The sequence below is a fragment of the Microbacterium sp. NPDC012755 genome (assembly GCF_042901325.1).
Classification (GTDB): domain Bacteria; phylum Actinomycetota; class Actinomycetes; order Actinomycetales; family Microbacteriaceae; genus Microbacterium; species Microbacterium natoriense.
This window is the reverse complement of sequence record NZ_JBIBCT010000001.1, coordinates 2,487,804-2,505,239: the sequence shown is the minus strand read 5'-3', so window position 1 is coordinate 2,505,239 and position 17,436 is coordinate 2,487,804. Positions and strand designations below refer to the sequence as shown.

Sequence of the window (17,436 nt, the reverse complement as noted above, 5' to 3'; positions counted from 1 at the left end):
CGCCGAGCACCCTCGGCCACGAGACGAATCGTCTACACCTCCTTCCGGCGACCCGCACGGCGCGACGAAACAGCCCGCGCAATGACAGACTTGAGGGATGAACACCGGAGAACGCGACACGATCGCCGAGACCAGCGCCGAGACCGTCATCGAGAACAGCACCACGAACCGCAAGCAGCCGTTCCCGCAGGGCTTCCTCGACACCATCTCCACCGGATGGGCCGAGCGCCCCGAGTCGTTGCCGTCCGCGCGGGAGCAAGCTCCGTACGCCGCCGCCCGCCGTGCGGCCGTGTCCGCGGCGTTCCCCGGGAAGCGCCTCGTGATCCCCGCAGGATCCCTCAAGCAGCGCAGCAACGACACCGACTACGTGTTCCGCGCGCACTCCGCGTTCGCGCACCTCACCGGGTGGGCGTCCGACTCCGAGCCCGACTCGGTGCTCGTGTTCGAGCCGACGGATGCCGGCCACGACATCACCCTGTACTTCCGTGAGCGCGCCGACCGCACGACGACGGAGTTCTACGCCGACGCCACGATCGGCGAGTTCTGGATCGGCCCCCGACCGGCCCTCGCCGGTGTCGCCGCCGATCTCGGCATCGCGACCGATCACCTGGACGCCTTCGCCGCCGGAGCGGACGACCTCACGCTCGGCGATTCCGACGAGCTCGACCGCTTCGTCTCCGAGCTGCGCCTCATCAAGGACGAGTTCGAGATCGCCGAGATGCGCCGAGCGGTCGAGATCACGGCGAACGGCTTCGACGACATCATCCGCGCACTCCCCCAGGCCACCGCTCACGCCCGCGGCGAGCGCGTCGTGGAGGGCGTCTTCCACCGCCGTGCACGCGAGGACGGCAACGGCGAGGGCTACGACACGATCGCCGCATCCGGACCCCACGCCTGCTACCTGCACTGGACCCGCAACGACGGAGCCGTCGTGCCGGGAGACCTGATCCTCGTCGACGCCGGAGTCGAAGCCGACAGCCTCTACACGGCGGACATCACCCGCACGCTGCCCGTCTCCGGAACCTTCAGCGAGGTGCAGCGCCGCGTGTACGAGACGGTGCGCGAGGCGGCCGACGCCGCCTTCGCCGCCGCGCAGATCGGCGTGCCGTTCCGCGAGGTGCACGGCGCGGCCATGAAGGTCATCGCCGCCCGCACCGCCGAGTGGGGCCTGCTCCCCGTGACCGCCGAAGAGGCGCTGGACGCGGATGCCGGTGGCCAGCACCGCCGCTACATGGTCCACGGCACCTCGCACCACCTCGGCATCGACGTGCACGACTGCGCCCAGGCCCGCCGCGAGATGTACTACGACGGCATCCTGGCGCCGGGCATGGTCTTCACGATCGAGCCCGGCCTGTACTTCCAGATCGACGACCTCACGGTCCCCGCCGAGTACCGCGGCATCGGCGCGCGCATCGAGGACGACATCCTCATGACGGAGGACGGACCGGTCAACCTCTCCGCCGACATCCCCCGCACCGCCGACGAGATCGAGGCGTGGATCGCGCGCATCCAGGCCTGAGCACCTGCACCGCACACGGAAGACCGCCCGAGTTCCGGATGATTCGCGAGAATCTGTCCGGAACACGGGCGGTCTTCCGCATCTCGGGGTGGGGTCGGCGACCGGATGCCGTGCGCACAGCCCCTCGGGGGCAGAGGTGGTGGGACTGGTCATTCGGGCGGCAGGATGCCCGGAGGCTCAGGGCGCCTCGGCGACGATCTCGACCTTGAAGCCCGCGGCGTTCTCGATCCATCCGGCGTAGTGGTCGGGACCGCCCGCGTGCGGGTAGCGGTCGGAGTAGAGCGGGGTCCAGCCGCGCCCAGGTGCCTCTCGCATGACGGCATCCACCTCCGCTCTCGTCCCGCCGAGGAAGGCGAGGTGGTTCACGCCCGAGCGGCGCCGGTCGTGCGCGGCATCCGCAAGGTTCGGTGAGGTCGTCAGGGTGATGTAGGCGCCGCCGTCTCCCCAGCTGGCTCCCCCCGGCCACTGCGCCGTCACTGCATAGCCGAGCCGTTCGAGCAGCCACCCCCACGAGGAGATCGCTCCGTCGAGGTCGTCGACCCAGACTTCGATGTGATGCAGTCCGCTCATCGCCGCCTCCTGATCGTCCGTGCTCCGCCCCTCAGGCATGCTAGCTCCCCGCGAAGCCCCTCCGAGTTCCGGAAGACACCCCGAGATCCGGAGAGATCGGCACGGATCTGCCGGAACCGGGGCGAAGCGCCGCAGTTCAGCCGGGAATCGGACGTTCGGACCCGCGCCAGCACCCCATCCCAGGCCCCGGTCACCAGGCCTCGGAGATCCGTGACTGCCGTCAGACGCCGACCGGCGCCCCGCGTCGCGCGAGCGCCGCGGCCATCTGCTCCACGGCCTGCACGATGATCGGGCGCGGCGTGGCCAGGATGAACCGCAGGAATCCGTCACCCGGCGCCCCGCACGCGATGCCGTCGGTGAGCGCGACCCCCGCGTGCTCGCGGAAGAAGTCGGCGGGCGACCCGTCGATGCCGAGACCGCGCGCATCGAGCCAGGCGATGTAGCTCCCCTCCGCTGGGGTGTAGCCGATCTCGGGGATCTGTGCGGCGAGCAGCTCGCCCAGCAGTCGACGGTTCCCGTCGAGGTAGGCGTGCGTGTCCGCGAGCCACTCCCGCCCGTCGTCGTAGGCCGCGGTGTTCGCGATGATCCCGGGGTTGCTCGCGAGCAGTTCGTTGCGCGTCACGACGGGGGTTGCCCAGACAGCGGCATCCGCATCGTTGCTGAGGATCACCTGCGCGGCTTTCAGACCGGGCAGGTTCCACGCCTTCGACGCGCTCGTCGACGTGATGGTGTGGTTCGCGGCGGCCTCACTGATGCTCGCGTACGGGATGTGCACGTGCGGCGCGAACACCAACGGGGCGTGGATCTCGTCGGAGAACACGCGTCCGCCGTGCCGCTCCACGATCTCCGAGATCGCCAGCAGCTCCTCGCGCGTGAACACGCGCCCCACGGGGTTGTACGGGTTGCACAGGATGAGCATCCCGCCGCCGTCGGCGAAGGCCCTGTCCAGTCCGTCGAGGTCGAACACGTACCTGCCGTCCTGAACCAGCAGCGGGACCTCGATGATCTCGCGGTCGTGCATCGGCGGGATCTTCAGGAACGGCATGTACGCCGGGGTCGGCAGGATGATCTTCGACCCGGGCGCGGTGAAGTGATCGATCGTGGCGCGCATCGCGATGAGCACGTCGCCGACCGGGCGGATGCGCTGTGCGGGGACCTTCCAGCCGTAGGAATCGTCGAGGAAGCGCGCGCACGCTCCCGCCATCGCGTCGACGAGGGCGGGAGTGGGATACCCGACGAGGGCCCCGACAGACCCGGTCAGCGCGTCGCTGATCGCGGGCGCGACACCGAAGTCCATCTCGGCGATGAACGCGCCGATGGCGTCAGGATAGGTCGACCACTTGAAGCTGCCGGTCTGCCGGAGCTGGTCGATGCCGATCGCGTCGTAAGCGTGTGAGGTGCCCATACGCCTCCATGCTCTCAGCGCCCCGCGAACTCCGATACGAATGTGACCAATGATGACCCGATATCGGATGCCTCGCGCCGGTGGCCCTTGATCTCGAAGGTGTGCCCGCCGCCCTCGATCCAGACGACGCGCGCGTCCTGACAGGTCGCGACCACCTCGTCGAACTGCGACACCGGCTGGATGAAGGGATCGTTCGTCCCCTCGATGAACAACTGGGGAACCGCGATAGCCGGCAGATGCTCCGCGCGCGGCTTCTCCGGCTTGCCCGGCGCGTGCAGCGGATACCCGAGGTAGACGAGACCGTCCACCGTCATCCCTTCCGCGACCGCCATCGACGCCATCCGTCCGCCGTAGGACTTGCCCGCAGCCCAGATCGCCGCCTCGGGGTCAACCGATCGCGCGAAGCCGACGACCGCGTTCCAGGTCGCGATCGCATGAGCGGCAGGACCGGGCATCCGCCGCCCCAGCTCGACGTAGGGGAAGTTGAAGCGCAGCGTGGAGAACCCCTGCTCGTGCAGCCCGGAGGCGAAACCGGTCAGGAACGGATGGTCCTTGCCCGTGCCTGCACCGTGCGCGATGACGACCGTCGCCCCGTTCGTGCCCTGATCCCAATCGGCCGACACGGTCGTGACCCCGGTCGGCAGCTCGACCTCGATCGCGACCGTCACGAGGCCGCGCTCACTGCTTCGGCTCGGCCTGCTCGCCGTCCTGCTGCACGGGAGCCTCGGACGCATCACCCTCGCTCTGCGGCGCCGCGACGGACTCATCCGCGGATGCGGCCGCTGCCGACTCCGCGGCGGGTGCATCGGCGGGGGCCGCGTCCTGCGGCACCGGGTCGGCGGGCCGCGGCGGGATCACCGGCGCGGCGGGCGTCGCGGGGGCCGCACCGGCGGCCGGGATCCGCTCGCCATACCTGGGCGGCTCGTCGAGGTTCACCGGGGGCCGAGCGACGGTCGTCTGACGCACGGCGCCGAGGACTTTGCGCGCCTTGGCGACGGATGCCGGCAGCACGGTGACCTCGTAGTGGTCGGCCGCGAACTGGGTGACGCTCGCGAAGTCGCGCCGGCGGCGGACGATCGCATAGGTCACCAGGCTGAGCAGCATCCCTAATGCGACGCCGATGAAGACGAAGCCGACGAAGAGCTGGATCGGCACGTCGGGGTTGCCGAGCACGAGGATCGCGGAGAGGAAGAGTCCGATGAGCACGCCGTTGATCGCCCCCGAGCGCGCGGCTGCGGCGTAGCCGAGGCGGCCGGTGATGCGCTCGACGGTGCGGACGCTCTGGCCGATGATGGCGATGTCACGCGCCGGCACCTCCTCGGCGATGAGTTTCGACACCGTCTTCTGCGCGCTCTCGTAGTCGCGCACCGAGGCGACGACCTCGCCGGTGTCGTTGCTGCCTGCCGGACGGTTCAACATGCTCATCCGGCCATTGTTCCATGCCCCTCTGGGCGCTGGCTCTGCGCGGCGAACCGGGGCCGCTCACACGGAGGCGCGCACTACGCTGGACGGGTGAGCACACAACGGGTATTCGCCGCGCGCCTGGCAGGCTGCGCCGTCTTCGACCCCGTGGGCGACCGGCTCGGCAAAGTCCGTGACGTCGTCATCGTGTACCGAAGTACCACCGCCCCGCGCGTGATCGGTCTCGTGGTGGAGATCCCCGGACGCAGGCAGGTGTTCCTCTCGATCGGACGCGTCACCTCGATCCGCGCCGGCCAGGTCATCAGCACCGGCCTGATCAACGTGCGCCGGTTCTCCCCGCGCGCCGGCGAGGTGCGCGTGCTCGCCGAGCTGCTGGGCAGACGCGTCAGCCTCGTCGACGGCAGCGGCACCGCCGTGATCGAGGACGTCGCGATCGAGCCGAACCGCCTCGGCGAGTGGGCCATCAGCCAGCTGTTCCTCCGCAGGCCGAAGACCAGCGCCTCCCCCTTCGCGAAGGGGCCGACCACTTTCGCCGCATGGAGCGAGGTCTCGGAGGAACGCGCACCCGGCGAGTCCCAGTCGGCGGAGCAGCTGGTCGCCTCGTACTCCGAGCTGCACGCGGCCGACCTCGCCACGACGCTGCTCGACCTGCCTCAGCAGCGTCTGATCGAGGTGGCGGAGGAGCTCTCCGACGACCGTCTCGCCGACGCCCTCGAGGAGATGCCCGAAGACGATCAGGTCGACATCCTCGATCGCCTGGGCGACGAGCGCGCCGCCGACGTCCTCGACGAGATGGAGCCCGACGACGCGGCCGACCTCCTCGCTCAGCTCCCGCCCGAGCGTCTGGAGCACCTGCTGGCCCTGATGGAGCCGGAGGAGGCCGAGGACGTCAGGATGCTGCTGCGCTACGGCCCCGACACGGCGGGCGGTCTGATGACGCCCGAGCCGATCATCCTCTCGGCCGACGCGACCGTCGCCGAGGCGCTCGCGCTGATCCGACGTCACGAGCTGCACCCCGCCCTCGCCGCCGCGGTGTTCGTGACCCTCCCGCCGTTCGAGACACCCACCGGGCGCCTGCTCGGCGTCGTGCACTTCCAGCGCATGCTGCGCTATCCCCCGCACGAGCGCCTCGGCGCGATCGTCGACGACAGCCTCGAACCCGTCCCCGTCACGGCGTCCGCCGCCGAGGTGGCCAGGATGCTCGCCAGCTACGACCTCGTGTCGCTTCCGGTCATCGACGCCGCCCACCGCCTCGTCGGAGCGATCAGCGTCGACGACGTGCTCGACTACCTGCTGCCCGACGACTGGCGCACGCATGACGACGACGAGCAGCCGGCGAAGGAGGTGCGCTGATGGCGAAGAACAACGCCAGGCTCGATGCGCCCCTCGGCCGCGGCGCGGTTCGCCAGAAGCCCGTCTCGCGCGACCGCTTCGGCCGCTTCACCGAATGGATCGCGCGGGCGATGGGCACACCCGCGTTCCTGCTGCTCCTGAGCCTGTTCTGCGTGCTCTGGATCGGCTGGAACACGCTGATGCCCGACAGCGTCCGTTTCGACGACGCCGCACTCGGGTTCACCGCCCTGACCCTGATGCTGTCTCTGCAGGCCTCCTACGCGGCTCCGCTCATCCTGCTCGCGCAGAACCGGCAGGACGACCGGGACCGCGTGCAGATCGAGCAGGACCGGCAGCGCGCCGAGCGCAACCTCGCCGACACCGAGTACCTCGCCCGCGAGATCGTCGCGCTGCGCATGTCGCTCGAGGAGCGCAACGCGCAGGCCGTCACGCGCGACGTGCTCCGTCAGGAGCTGAAGGCGTTGCTTGCCGAGCTCGACGACACCCCAGACAAGAAGTCATGACCTCCGCCGACGCGATCCGCTCGGCGGTCTCGGCGGTCACCGACCCCGAGCTGCGCCGCCCGATCGGCGACCTCGACATGGTGCGCGACATCTCGCTCGAGGGCACGAGGGCGCACGTCGCCATCGTGCTCACGATCGTGGGCTGCCCCGCCGCAGCGCGGATCGAGTCGGAGGTGCGGGCGGCCGCGGCATCCGTTCCCGGGGTCGACGAGGTCGACGTCGAGGTGGGCGTCATGACACCGGCCGAGCGCAAGGCCCTCACCGAGAAGCTCCGCGACGGCAGGCCCGCGAGGCAGATGCCGTTCGGCCCCGACTCCCTGACCAGGGTCATCCTCGTCTCCAGCGGCAAGGGCGGGGTGGGGAAGTCCACCATGACCGCGAACCTCGCCGTCGCCCTCGCCGAGCAGGGGCTCGCCGTCGGACTGGTCGACGCCGATGTGCACGGCTTCTCGATCCCCGGGCTGCTCGGCATCCCCGCCGGCACGCAGCCGACCCGCATCGACGACCTCATGCTCCCCCCTGTGGCGCACGGGGTGAAGACGATCTCGATCGGCATGTTCCTCCGCGACGGAGAGGCCGTGGTCGCCTGGCGCGGACCGATGCTGCACCGCACGGTGCAGCAGTTCCTCACCGATGTCTTCTTCGGCGACCTCGACATCCTGCTGATCGACATGCCCCCCGGTACGGGCGACATCGCGATCTCGATCGGGCAGATCCTGCCCCACGCCGAGGTCCTCGTGGTCACCACACCGCAGGCGGCGGCATCCGACGTCGCCATCCGCAGCGGCCTCGTCGCACGCCAGACCGGACAGCGCGTGATCGGCGTCGTCGAGAACATGGCGGCGTTCACACTGCCGGACGGCTCCGTGATCGACCTGTTCGGCTCCGGAGGAGGCGCTGCGGTCGCCGACGCGCTCTCGACCGACGGCCAGGTCCCGCTGCTCGCCAGCATCCCGCTCAGCCCTGCGCTGAGGGTCGGCGGCGACGAGGGCGTCCCCGTCGTGATCGGCGATCCGGCGGACGCAGCGGCCATCGCCATCCGCGACCTCGCCCGCTCGCTCACGGAGCAGGGACGCGGGCTCGCCGGGCGCTCCCTGCCGATGCGGGTGAGCTGACGCATGAACGGATCGCTCACGGTCGACGAGAGCCTGCTGCGCCGCATGGCACGCGACGCGTCCATCTACTCGCTCACCCGTCCCTGGGCGCTCGTGATGTGGGCGGCCCTCGTCGCGGCCCTGATCACCAGCATCCTGAACCTCGACGCCGCAGGAAGCGGCGCAGGGGCGCTCACCGCCTGGATGCCGGTCGCCGTGACCCTGCTCGGCCTCTACGCCGTCTGGCTGACCGTGGCGTCCGCACGCCGGGCCGTGCGCGCGGCGATGCCCCCGGGGACGGACGTGTGGGTGTCCGTCGGCGACGATGCGCTGAGGATCGGCGCCGCCACCCGCACCTCCACGGTGCCGTACGCCGAGTTCCAGAGCGTCCGCGCCGGACGGGGCGCCGTGCTGCTGAAGCTGCGCAAGGCATCAGTGGTCACCGCCGTGCCCCGCGCGCTCCTCGCCGACGAGGACATCGCGATCCTCCGCGCGAAGATCGGCTGAGTCAGCGGCGCGCCCTGCGTCGGTCACGCAGCCGCCGCAGCGGGATGACGATGACGACCAGCACCGCGAAGAGCGGGCAGACGACGGCGCCGAAAGCGAGCAGCGTGCCGACCGCGAAGTCGTTCGAACCGGTGCGGCCGAGCCCGATGCTCCCCGTGCCGAACGTGTCTCCCGCGACGAGATACTCGCCCCCGTAGGTGTCGAGGGAGTCGACGCAGCTCACTTTGTGTGCACCGGCATCCGCGGCGGTGAACTGCGCGAACTGCTCGAATCCCGGGCGCGGATTCATCCACCACACCGTGTCGTCCCAGGTGAGCGCTGGGGGGCCGTGCTGCGTCACGGGGTCCCCATCCGGAGACACGACGGAGCAGTCCACGGTGCCGAATATGACGGAGTGCCCGCTCCCCCAGAGGCCTGCGGATTCGCCGGCCGCGAGTTCCACCGTCATGCTGTCGCCGACCGGAGTCGGAGCAGCCTCGCCGACGGACCGGGCGATGGGCAGAACCCAGAGCATCCAGATCAGCACACCCGCGATCGCGCACAGCGCCGCGGCCGCGAACGCGACCTGATCCTTGTGCCTCTGCTGCGTCGACCCGTCGCTCACGTGGCTTCGATGTCGAACGGCGGAAGGCTCGTGCGCGAGAACTCCGGCCTCTCGATCGGCGAACGCGGTGCGGCGGGGGTCGGCTCCGCGAGCGCCGCGGATGCCGCCGCCGCCGGGGCGGGACCGTCGTCGAACAGCGCGTCGCGGATGATACGGCGCGGGTCGTACTGGCGCGGGTCGAGCTTGCGCCAGTCGACGTCGTCGATCTCCGGACCCATCTCCTCGCGCACCCGCGACTTGGTGTCGCGCAGCATCTCGCCGCCGCGACGGACCAGTTTCGCGAACGCCTCGGCGTAGCGGGGCAGGCGGTCAGGACCCACGATGAGAACCGCGATCAGCCCGATCAGCAGAATCTTCTCGAACGAGATCCCGAGTTGCATCTGTCCAGGCTACCGCCGCGCCTGCCTCTTCGATGCACGCCGACCGCATACCCTGGGAGAAGTCACACCTCAGGCGGGAGAACCAGGGCTATGAGCGAGCACGACGCGAACGCGCGTTTCCTCCGCGAATCCATCGTGGAGCCGACATCCATCGCCCGCGCCCGCGCACACGCGGTCGAGCTCGGCGCCGCGCCCATCAGCGCAGCGGTCGGCTCGCAGATCGCCGTGCTCGCCGCGGCCACCGGCGCCCGGTCGATCGTCGAGATCGGGACGGGAGCGGGAGTCTCCGGGCTCTGGCTGCTGCGCGGAGCTCCCCAGGCGGTGCTCACGTCGATCGACAACGAGCCGGAGCATCTCGCCGCGGCACGTCAGGCGTTCGCCGATGCGCGCATCCCCGCGACCAAGGCGCGATTCATCACCGGACGCGCGGCGGATGTACTCCCCCGCATGAACGAGGCCTCCTACGACATCGTCCTCGTCGACGCCGACGCGGAGAACGTCATCGACTACGTCGAGCACGGCCTGCGCCTGGTCAGGACGGGCGGCATGGTGCTCGTCCCGCGGATCCTCGCCGGAGGTCGGGTCGCCGACCCCGTGCAGCGCGATGAGGTCACCTCGGCGTACCGCTCGCTCGTCCAGGAGACGCAGGAGTCCTCCGCGGTGCTGGCGACGGTCTCTCCCGCGGGCGAGGGTCTGCTGCAGCTCATCAGCGTCGAAGCCGACTGAGCTACTGCCGCCGCGCGAGCCCCTCCCCGTGCGCGAGCCGTCGCACGTGGCGGGTCGCTGCACACTGAACCCGCCGTTTCCAACGGTTCGACGCGCCGCGCCGCACTCGCGCTGCCCCGAGACGAGGAAGAGGGCGACGGATCCGAAGATCCGTCGCCCTCTTCTCAGAGTTCGAAGTGTGTCAGGCCGGCGTCACGACCGCGGCGAGCACGTCGTGAAGCTCCTTCGCCTCAGCATCGTTCACGGAGACGACCAGGCGTCCGCCTCCCTCGAGCGGGACACGCACGATGATGAGTCGTCCTTCTTTCACGGCCTCCATAGGTCCGTCTCCGGTCCTCGGCTTCATCGCTGCCATCGTGGCTCCTTTTCCTCGGTGGTATGCGATCAGTTTATCGGGTGTCACCGAGCTCGGGATGTCGCCTGTGAAGAAATGCATCAATCATTTACATTCACGGCACCTGCCAGAAGGTGTTCCCGAGCGCGTAGACGTAGTGGATCCAGGTCCATTGACCGGCGAGACAGGCGAGGAGAACCGCCAGACGCCACAGCCGGGATCGCGGTACCGCCACCGCTCCCCACAGCGGACTCAGCGGGAGCAGCAGCCGGAACGTGCTCGACTGCGGGAAGAAGACCGCGAGGAGATACAGCAGGTAGCTGGCGCTCCAGAGCCTCAGATCGGCGCCCAGCGCGCGCACACTGCGCGAGTAGAGGAGCACGATGCCGGCCGCCACGACGAGAAGCGCCAGGGCGATCGGACCCCAGGACTGCGGCATCCCCCACTGCCCGAACCAGAACTGGGATGCCTGAACCCACCCCTCGAAGGGGATGAAGCCCTCGACGCCGCCGACGATCCAGTTCGAGCGCCAGGCGAGTTCGGTCGCGAGATAGGCGCCGGGATCTCCCGTGGCGATGCCCGCGATCACCTGCCAGGCGAAGCCGCATGCCGTCGCGAGGGCGCCCGCCGCGACGATATGGAGGATCTCCCTGCTCGGCAGCGGGTCGCTCCGGCGATGGATCCACCGCAGGATGCCGTGCAGGCCGAGGTAGAGCGCGAAGGCGAGCACCCCGGGTCGGGTGAACGCCATCAGCGGGATCAGCAGATACAGCAGCGCATATCGTCGGCGGGCGACAGCGTCGAGCGACAGGAACAGAAGCAGGAGGAACAGCGTCTCGGCGTATCCCGCCTGGAACATCGCGGCGATCGGTCCCGCCGCGAAGAAGATCACAGCCCAGGTCGCGGCCGAACGACCGATCCTGTCGCGCAGCAGACGGTGCAGCACGAGGCACGCGAAGTACCCGGCCACCAGCGAGATCAGGAAGGCTCCCGCTCCCCAGGACCCGAACGGAAGGCCCACGATCTTCGCCGCATATGCGTACAGGGGCATGAACGCCCAGGTGTTCTCCGCGACATCGCCCGAATCGGTGAGCGGCAGCGTCGTCGGGTATCCGAAGTCGGCGACCGACCAGTACCACTGCGCATCCCAGCCGAGCACGAAGGTCCCGAGTCCCGGCTGCGCCCCGAAGCGCGACAGAGACGTGGACTGGGTCGCGGCGACGATCAGGAAGGCGGTCGTGACCAGGCGCGCGACCACATAGATCACGGCGATGCGCGCCGCATGCGGGACGTGCGCCCAGCGGCGCGCCGCGATCAGTGCGAGGTGAGCCATGCGCGCAGTCCGCGCTCGACGGCGTCGATCTGGGCGAGCGGCACCCGCTCCTCGTCGTGGTGGGCGAGGTGCGGATCCCCCGGTCCGTAGTTCACGGCAGGGATGCCGAGAGCCGAGAACCGGGCGACGTCGGTCCAGCCGTACTTCGGCTGCGGCACCGCGCCGACCGCCTCGACGAACTGCTTCGCGATCGGCGCGTCCAGACCGGGACGCGCGCCTTCGGCGGCATCCGTGATCTCGACGTCGAACCCGGCGAGCACGCTGCGGATGTGCTCCTCGGCTTCAGCGGCCGATGCGCTCGGCGCGAACCGGTAGTTGACCTCGACCTCGCACGCGTCGGGGATGACGTTGCCGGCGACGCCCCCGGCGATGCGCACCGCGCTGAGGCTCTCCCGGTACAGCAGCCCCTCGACTTCGACCTCGCGCGCCCGATACTCGGCGAGACGGGAGAGGATCGGCGCGGCCTTGTGGATCGCGTTCTCGCCGATCCACGCTCTCGCCGCGTGGGCGCGGACGCCGTGGGTGCGCACCACGGCGCGCAGCGTGCCGTTGCATCCGCCCTCGACCTCGCCGTTCGACGGCTCACCCAGGATCGCGAAGTCGGCGGCGAAGAGCTCGGGGCGATCGGCGGCCAGCAGCGCGAGGCCGTTCTTCGACGCCTCGACCTCCTCGTTGTCGTACCACATCCACGTGACGTCGACGACGGGATCGGACAGCTCGGCGGCGAGCTTCAGCTGGACGGCCGTGCCCGCCTTCATGTCGACGGTGCCTCTGCCCCACAGGTAGGGCTGCCCGTCGAGCTCGATGTCCTTCGTCGGAACGTTCCCGTTGATGGGCACGGTGTCGATGTGGCCGGCGATCGCCACGCGCTGCGCGCGACCGAGATCGGTGCGGGCGACGATCGTGTTGCCGTGGCGGATCACCTCGAGGTGTCCGTACGCGGAGATCGCCGCCTCGATCTCATCGGCGAGGGTCTTCTCATCGCCCGAGACGCTGGGGATGTCGCAGATCGCGCGAGTGAGTTCGACGGAGGACGCGGTCAGATCGAGCACCATGTCACCAGCCTACTCAGCGCGGCATCAGCGAGAACTCACGGCGACACATGCGAGAACCGCCCGGCCGATGGACGCTACCGTTGAAGGCATGACTGACGCGCGCACCGTATGGGGTACTGGTCTCACGACGATCGCCGGAGACGGCACCGTTCTGGACGCCTGGTTCCCCGAGGTCGGCACGGGAACGCCGGATGCCGGCGACGCCGCGGCCGGACTGATCACGTTCGAGGCGCTGGCGGGTCCGGACGAGCGTCGCAACGTGACCGTCGAGACCGTTCACCTCGTGATCGACCTCGATGCGGCGCCGACCTCGACGGCCGACGCCTACCTGCGCCTGCACGCCCTCTCGCACCTCGTGGTGCGCCCGAACGAGCTCAACCTCGACGGCATCTTCGCCCACCTCCCGAACGTCGCCTGGACCAACGCCGGTCCCGTGCACCCCGACGACGCCAACCGGCTGCGTCCGCTGCTGCAGCGCGCGGGCATCCAGGTCGCCGGGCTCGACAAGTTCCCACGTCTGACCGACTACGTGCAGCCCGCAGGCGTCCGCATCGCGGATGCCTCCCGCGTGCGCCTCGGCGCGCACCTCTCCCCCGGCACCACCGTGATGCACGAGGGCTTCGTGAACTTCAACGCCGGCACTCTCGGCGCGTCGATGGTCGAGGGACGCATCTCGCAGGGCGTCGTCGTCGGCGACGGCAGCGACATCGGCGGGGGCGCGTCGATCATGGGCACGCTCTCCGGCGGCGGCGCGCACCGCGTCTCGATCGGTGCGCGCACCCTGCTCGGTGCGAACGCCGGCATCGGCATCTCCCTCGGCGACGACTGCGTGGTCGAGGCGGGTCTCTACGTCACCGCCGGCACGAAGATCGTCCTCGTCGACGGCCCCGTGACCGCCGACGGCACGAAGAAGACCGTCAAGGGCGCCGACCTCTCCGGTCAGGACGGCCTCCTCTTCCGGCGCAACTCGCTGAGCGGGGCGGTCGAGGCCGTACGCCGCACCGGCGTCGGCGTCACGCTCAACGAGGCCCTGCACGCCTGAAACTCGACGCACGAGACGACGCGACGCGCTGATACGGCGCGCGCTCAGCTCACGCCGCCCGGTCACTGATAGACTGGGCGGCGTTGCTCGTACCGCCAGTCGAGCGACGTCGTCGTCGTAACGGGGTCTCCGAGGACCGAAGCGAGCAGAGATCTGCTCCCACAACCAGCAATCAGCCTGGCCTTTTCGAACGGCGAACCGATGCGCTGTCTGCGCCGTCGCCCACCTCATACCCACCTTTATCAGGCTCGCCGTCATACGTGCGCCCTACGGAGCTTTCTCTATGCCTTCTTTCCTTGATCTCGGCGTGCCCGCCGAACTCGCCGCCGTTCTCGCCGCCTCCGGCAAGACCGAGGCGTTCGCCATCCAGCGCGACACCCTTCCCGACTCCCTCGCCGGACGCGACCTGCTCGGTCGCGGACGCACGGGCAGCGGCAAGACCATCGCCTTCGCCCTGCCCCTCGTCGCCCGCCTCGCCGCCTCCGGCGGCAAGCGCCGCTCCGGCCTCCCGCGCGGACTGGTGCTCGCACCGACGCGCGAGCTCGCCACCCAGATCGCCGCGACCGTCGCCCCGCTCGCCGAGGCTGCCGGCCTCTCCGTCACGACCGTCTTCGGCGGCGTCAGCCAGCGTCCGCAGGAGCAGGCGCTGCGCGGCGGCGTCGACATCGTCGTGGCCTGCCCCGGCCGCCTCGAAGACCTCATGAAGCAGCAGGTCGTGCGCCTCAGCGCGATCGAGGTCACCGTGCTCGACGAGGCCGACCACATGGCCGACCTCGGCTTCCTTCCCGGCGTCACCCGCATCCTCCAGGCGACGCCCGCCGGTGGACAGCGCCTGCTGTTCAGCGCGACGCTGGACCGGGGCATCGACAGCCTCGCCCGCCGCTTCCTCTCGAACCCGGTCAGCCACGAGGTCGACGAGGAGAGCGTGCCGGTCGGCGAGATGACGCACCGCGTGCTCGTCGTCGACTCCACCGAGAACAAGACCACGCTCGTGCGCGATCTCGCGTCGGGCACCGGCCGTCGCATCCTCTTCACCCGCACCAAGCACCAGGCGAAGAAGCTCGCCAAGCAGCTCACCGCCGCGGGCATCCCCGCGGTCGATCTGCACGGAAACCTGTCCCAGAACGCGCGTGAGCGCAACCTGGGCGCGTTCTCCTCCGACCCGGATGACGGCGGCGTGCGCGTGCTCGTCGCGACCGATGTCGCCGCACGCGGTGTGCACGTCGACAACGTCGACCTGGTCGTCCACGTCGACCCTCCCATGGAGCACAAGGCGTACCTGCACCGCTCAGGCCGCACGGCTCGCGCCGGCGCCGCGGGCACCGTCGTGACCGTCGTGCTGCCCGAGCAGCGCCGTGACGTGAAGGACCTCCTGCGCAAGGCCGCGATCACGGCCCCGCTCGAGGAGCTCACGACGGCCGCCGTCACCGAGCTCGTCCCGGAGCGCGCGCCGCATGTGCGCCCCGCACCGGTGCAGCAGCAGCAGCGCCAGGCGCCCAAGCAGCGCCCGGCCGGCGGCGAGAAGAGCGGCGCGGCGAACCCGCCCGCCCGTCGCCGTCGTCGCAGCTCAGGCAGCGGCGCGGGTGGCCAGGGCCAGCCCGCCGGCGCCCGCCAGGGCGGCCAGCGCCAGTCGCAGGGCGGCCAGCGCCGCGGCGGCGCGCCCCGTCAGGGTCGCTGACCCGCACCCTTCCGCATCGACGCCCCATCTGGCCGTCGACGCCCCGCCTGACAGACGTCAGCGCGATGGGGCGTCGATGCGCAGGTGGGGCGTCGGCATCTGCCCGGGAAGGGGCACGGGCAGGGCTGGGTCAGTGCTGTACAGCCGCGAGGACCGCCGGGTCGGAGCATCCGCTCACGAACCCGGCGAGCCTGCGTCTGATCTCGAAACCGAGGACGCGGGCGCCGATCCACTCGGCCACGGGAGCCAGCCAGCGGGGCCGGCAGGAGAAGTTGTACTTCCAGACCGCGAGCGTCCCCTCCGGGACCTCGGTGAAGCGCCATCCGCCTCCGAGCTTCTCGAAGAACCACGGACCGCGCTCCATCACCATGCCGACGTTGGTCGGCGGAGCGTAGGAGACGTAGCGGCTCACCATGCCGAAGCCGAAGCGCTGGCGGGTGAAAGTCCGCACGCCCTTGGCTGCGGCATCCGCCCCGTCGAGGAGATGCTGCTCGATGATGAAGCGATCCCAGCGTCGCCGGACGGATCCCGTCGTCTGCGACACCGCGAATGCCGTCGCAGGATCGACCGGAACGATCGCCTCCGCGCTGACGACAGGCATCGCGGCCGGAGCCTCAGCGGGTCTGGAACGTGCGCTCGGGAGACCCTGTGTAGAGCTGCTGCGGGCGACCGATCTTCGTCTGCGGGTCGAGCTGGAGCTCGCGCCACTGCGCGAGCCATCCGGGAAGGCGGCCGATCGCGAACAGCACCGTGAACATCCGCGTCGGGAAGCCCATCGCCTTGTAGATCACGCCCGTGTAGAAGTCGACGTTCGGGTAGAGACGCCGCTCCTTGAAGTAGTCGTCGGCGAGGGCGATCTCCTCGAGCTCCTGCGCCAGGTCGAGCAGCGGATCGGTCACGCCGAGCTCGGCGAGCACCTCGCCGGCGGCTTCCTTGACGAGCTTCGCGCGCGGGTCGTAGTTCTTGTAGACCCGGTGCCCGAAGCCCATCAGCTTCACGCCCTCTTCCTTGTTCTTCACCCGGTCGACGAAGCGCGACACGCTCTGGCCGGAATCGCGGATCTGGCCGAGCATGGTGAGGACGGCCTCGTTCGCTCCGCCGTGCAGCGGGCCGGACAGGGCCTGGATGCCGGCGGAGATCGAGGCGAACTGGTTCGCTCCGGTCGATCCGACGAGGCGGACGGTCGAGGTCGATGCGTTCTGCTCGTGGTCCTCGTGGAGGATGAGCAGCAGCTCGAGGGCCTTCGACATGACCGGGTTGACCTGATACTCCTCGGAGTGGACTCCGAAGTTGAGCTTGAGGAAGTTCTCGACGAAGCCGAGCGAGTTGTCGGGGTAGAGGAACGCCTGGCCGACGCTCTTCTTGTGCGCGTACGCCGCGATCACGGGCAGCTTGGCGAGCATGCGGACCATGTTCAGCTCGACGTGCTCGGGGTTGTGCGGGTCGGTCTGGCCCTCGTAGTAGGTCGAGAGGGCGGCCACCGCCGAGGACAGCACGGACATCGGGTGCGCGGTGTGCGGCAGCGCGGAGAAGAAGCGCTTGAGGTCCTCGTGCAGAAGGGTGTGGCGACGGATCTTCTCGTCGAACTCCGCGAGCTCGGATGCCGAGGGGAGCTCGCCGTAGATGAGCAGCCAGGCGACCTCGAGATAGCTGGTCTGCCCCGCGAGCTGCTCGATCGGGTAGCCGCGATAGCGCAGGATGCCCTTGTCGCCGTCGATGAAGGTGATGGCGGACTTCGTGGACGCGGTGTTGACGAATCCGTAGTCGAGTCCGGTGTAGCCCGTCTGGCGGGTAAGGGTCGAGAAATCGATGCTGTCGTGTCCTGCGGTGCCTCGCACCACGGGGAATTCTGCGGTGGTCTCACCGATCGTCAGCTTCGCCGTAGCCTGCTGCTCTGCCCCTGCGCTCACG

At 69.9% G+C, this 17,436-nt stretch carries 19 protein-coding genes; 8 read left to right on the top strand and 11 right to left on the bottom strand.

All coding sequences use genetic code 11. The features are described from left to right. Window positions 1-97: 97 nt before the first annotated feature. Complete coding sequence (locus ACFY5A_RS11620) at window positions 98-1,519, top strand: aminopeptidase P family protein (RefSeq protein ID WP_387234137.1); 1,422 nt, start codon at window positions 98-100, stop codon at window positions 1,517-1,519. 177 nt (window positions 1,520-1,696) lie between these two features. Here the strand turns inward: ACFY5A_RS11620 and ACFY5A_RS11615 are convergent, their stop codons facing one another. The 4 genes from ACFY5A_RS11615 to ACFY5A_RS11600 all read right to left on the bottom strand — a co-directional run bounded on the left by ACFY5A_RS11615 (window position 1,697) and on the right by ACFY5A_RS11600 (window position 4,919). Beyond that, a complete protein-coding gene (locus tag ACFY5A_RS11615; protein WP_105672621.1) occupies window positions 1,697-2,089 on the bottom strand; it encodes a VOC family protein in 393 nt (130 codons plus the stop codon). Between the two features lie 220 nt (window positions 2,090-2,309). Beyond that, window positions 2,310-3,494, bottom strand: coding sequence for a MalY/PatB family protein (locus ACFY5A_RS11610; RefSeq protein WP_387234134.1), 1,185 nt, complete (start codon window positions 3,492-3,494; stop codon window positions 2,310-2,312). A gap of 14 nt (window positions 3,495-3,508) precedes the next feature. Continuing rightward, entirely contained in the window at window positions 3,509-4,162 is a 654-nt protein-coding gene (locus tag ACFY5A_RS11605) for an alpha/beta family hydrolase (protein WP_387234131.1), read from the bottom strand. Between the two features lie 10 nt (window positions 4,163-4,172). Next, a complete protein-coding gene (locus ACFY5A_RS11600) occupies window positions 4,173-4,919 on the bottom strand; it encodes a general stress protein (RefSeq protein ID WP_387234128.1) in 747 nt (248 codons plus the stop codon). An 87-nt stretch (window positions 4,920-5,006) separates the two neighbouring features. Here ACFY5A_RS11600 and ACFY5A_RS11595 point away from each other — a divergent pair, with 87 nt between their 5' ends. From ACFY5A_RS11595 to ACFY5A_RS11580, 4 genes are read left to right on the top strand one after another with little or no spacing between them, the layout of a single operon-like run. Further along, window positions 5,007-6,269, top strand: a complete 1,263-nt coding sequence (locus ACFY5A_RS11595) for a magnesium transporter MgtE N-terminal domain-containing protein (RefSeq protein ID WP_387234125.1) — start codon at window positions 5,007-5,009, stop codon at window positions 6,267-6,269. Beyond that, the gene (locus ACFY5A_RS11590) at window positions 6,269-6,772 is read left to right on the top strand and encodes a DUF1003 domain-containing protein (RefSeq protein WP_341939738.1); all 504 of its coding nucleotides are present in this window, start codon (window positions 6,269-6,271) and stop codon (window positions 6,770-6,772) included. Before ACFY5A_RS11595 ends, ACFY5A_RS11590 begins: the two co-directional genes overlap by 1 nt. Further along, window positions 6,769-7,887, top strand: coding sequence for an Mrp/NBP35 family ATP-binding protein (locus ACFY5A_RS11585; protein WP_387234121.1), 1,119 nt, complete (start codon window positions 6,769-6,771; stop codon window positions 7,885-7,887). Before ACFY5A_RS11590 ends, ACFY5A_RS11585 begins: the two co-directional genes overlap by 4 nt. A 3-nt stretch (window positions 7,888-7,890) precedes the next feature. Beyond that, the gene (locus ACFY5A_RS11580) at window positions 7,891-8,373 is read left to right on the top strand and encodes a YcxB family protein (RefSeq protein ID WP_387234118.1); all 483 of its coding nucleotides are present in this window, start codon (window positions 7,891-7,893) and stop codon (window positions 8,371-8,373) included. 1 nt (window position 8,374) lies between these two features. Here ACFY5A_RS11580 and ACFY5A_RS11575 read toward each other — a convergent pair whose 3' ends face one another. Further along, window positions 8,375-8,977, bottom strand: coding sequence for a hypothetical protein (locus ACFY5A_RS11575; protein ID WP_105672528.1), 603 nt, complete (start codon window positions 8,975-8,977; stop codon window positions 8,375-8,377). Continuing rightward, window positions 8,974-9,357: a twin-arginine translocase TatA/TatE family subunit gene (locus ACFY5A_RS11570; RefSeq protein WP_105672529.1), complete on the bottom strand. Its 384-nt coding sequence runs from the start codon at window positions 9,355-9,357 to the stop codon at window positions 8,974-8,976. The genes ACFY5A_RS11575 and ACFY5A_RS11570 overlap by 4 nt, the downstream gene beginning before the upstream one ends. Window positions 9,358-9,447: 90 nt before the next feature. Between ACFY5A_RS11570 and ACFY5A_RS11565 the strand changes: the two genes are divergently transcribed. Continuing rightward, window positions 9,448-10,083 carry an O-methyltransferase gene (locus ACFY5A_RS11565; RefSeq protein WP_105672530.1) on the top strand — a complete coding sequence of 212 codons (636 nt, stop codon included), beginning with the start codon at window positions 9,448-9,450 and terminating at the stop codon, window positions 10,081-10,083. 181 nt (window positions 10,084-10,264) lie between these two features. Here the strand turns inward: ACFY5A_RS11565 and ACFY5A_RS11560 are convergent, their stop codons facing one another. The 3 genes from ACFY5A_RS11560 to dapE form a co-directional block, all read right to left on the bottom strand. Then, window positions 10,265-10,438 (bottom strand): DUF3117 domain-containing protein, encoded by a 174-nt coding sequence (locus ACFY5A_RS11560; protein WP_067122349.1) that lies wholly within the window; start codon window positions 10,436-10,438, stop codon window positions 10,265-10,267. A gap of 94 nt (window positions 10,439-10,532) precedes the next feature. Continuing rightward, window positions 10,533-11,750, bottom strand: a complete 1,218-nt coding sequence (locus tag ACFY5A_RS11555) for a hypothetical protein (protein WP_387234113.1) — start codon at window positions 11,748-11,750, stop codon at window positions 10,533-10,535. Continuing rightward, window positions 11,732-12,805, bottom strand: a complete 1,074-nt coding sequence (dapE, locus tag ACFY5A_RS11550) for a succinyl-diaminopimelate desuccinylase (protein WP_341939743.1) — start codon at window positions 12,803-12,805, stop codon at window positions 11,732-11,734. The genes ACFY5A_RS11555 and dapE overlap by 19 nt, the downstream gene beginning before the upstream one ends. Window positions 12,806-12,893: 88 nt before the next feature. On the opposite strand from dapE, the gene dapD reads away from it, so the two are divergent. Further along, the gene (dapD, locus tag ACFY5A_RS11545) at window positions 12,894-13,847 is read left to right on the top strand and encodes a 2,3,4,5-tetrahydropyridine-2,6-dicarboxylate N-succinyltransferase (RefSeq protein ID WP_387234111.1); all 954 of its coding nucleotides are present in this window, start codon (window positions 12,894-12,896) and stop codon (window positions 13,845-13,847) included. 283 nt (window positions 13,848-14,130) lie between these two features. Further along, window positions 14,131-15,525: a DEAD/DEAH box helicase gene (locus tag ACFY5A_RS11540; protein ID WP_387234108.1), complete on the top strand. Its 1,395-nt coding sequence runs from the start codon at window positions 14,131-14,133 to the stop codon at window positions 15,523-15,525. A gap of 130 nt (window positions 15,526-15,655) precedes the next feature. Here the strand turns inward: ACFY5A_RS11540 and ACFY5A_RS11535 are convergent, their stop codons facing one another. Both ACFY5A_RS11535 and ACFY5A_RS11530 read right to left on the bottom strand, forming a co-directional pair. After that, the gene (locus ACFY5A_RS11535) at window positions 15,656-16,126 is read right to left on the bottom strand and encodes an SRPBCC family protein (protein ID WP_387234105.1); all 471 of its coding nucleotides are present in this window, start codon (window positions 16,124-16,126) and stop codon (window positions 15,656-15,658) included. A gap of 13 nt (window positions 16,127-16,139) precedes the next feature. Continuing rightward, entirely contained in the window at window positions 16,140-17,435 is a 1,296-nt protein-coding gene (locus ACFY5A_RS11530) for a citrate synthase (protein ID WP_105672536.1), read from the bottom strand. Window position 17,436 lies beyond the last annotated feature (1 nt).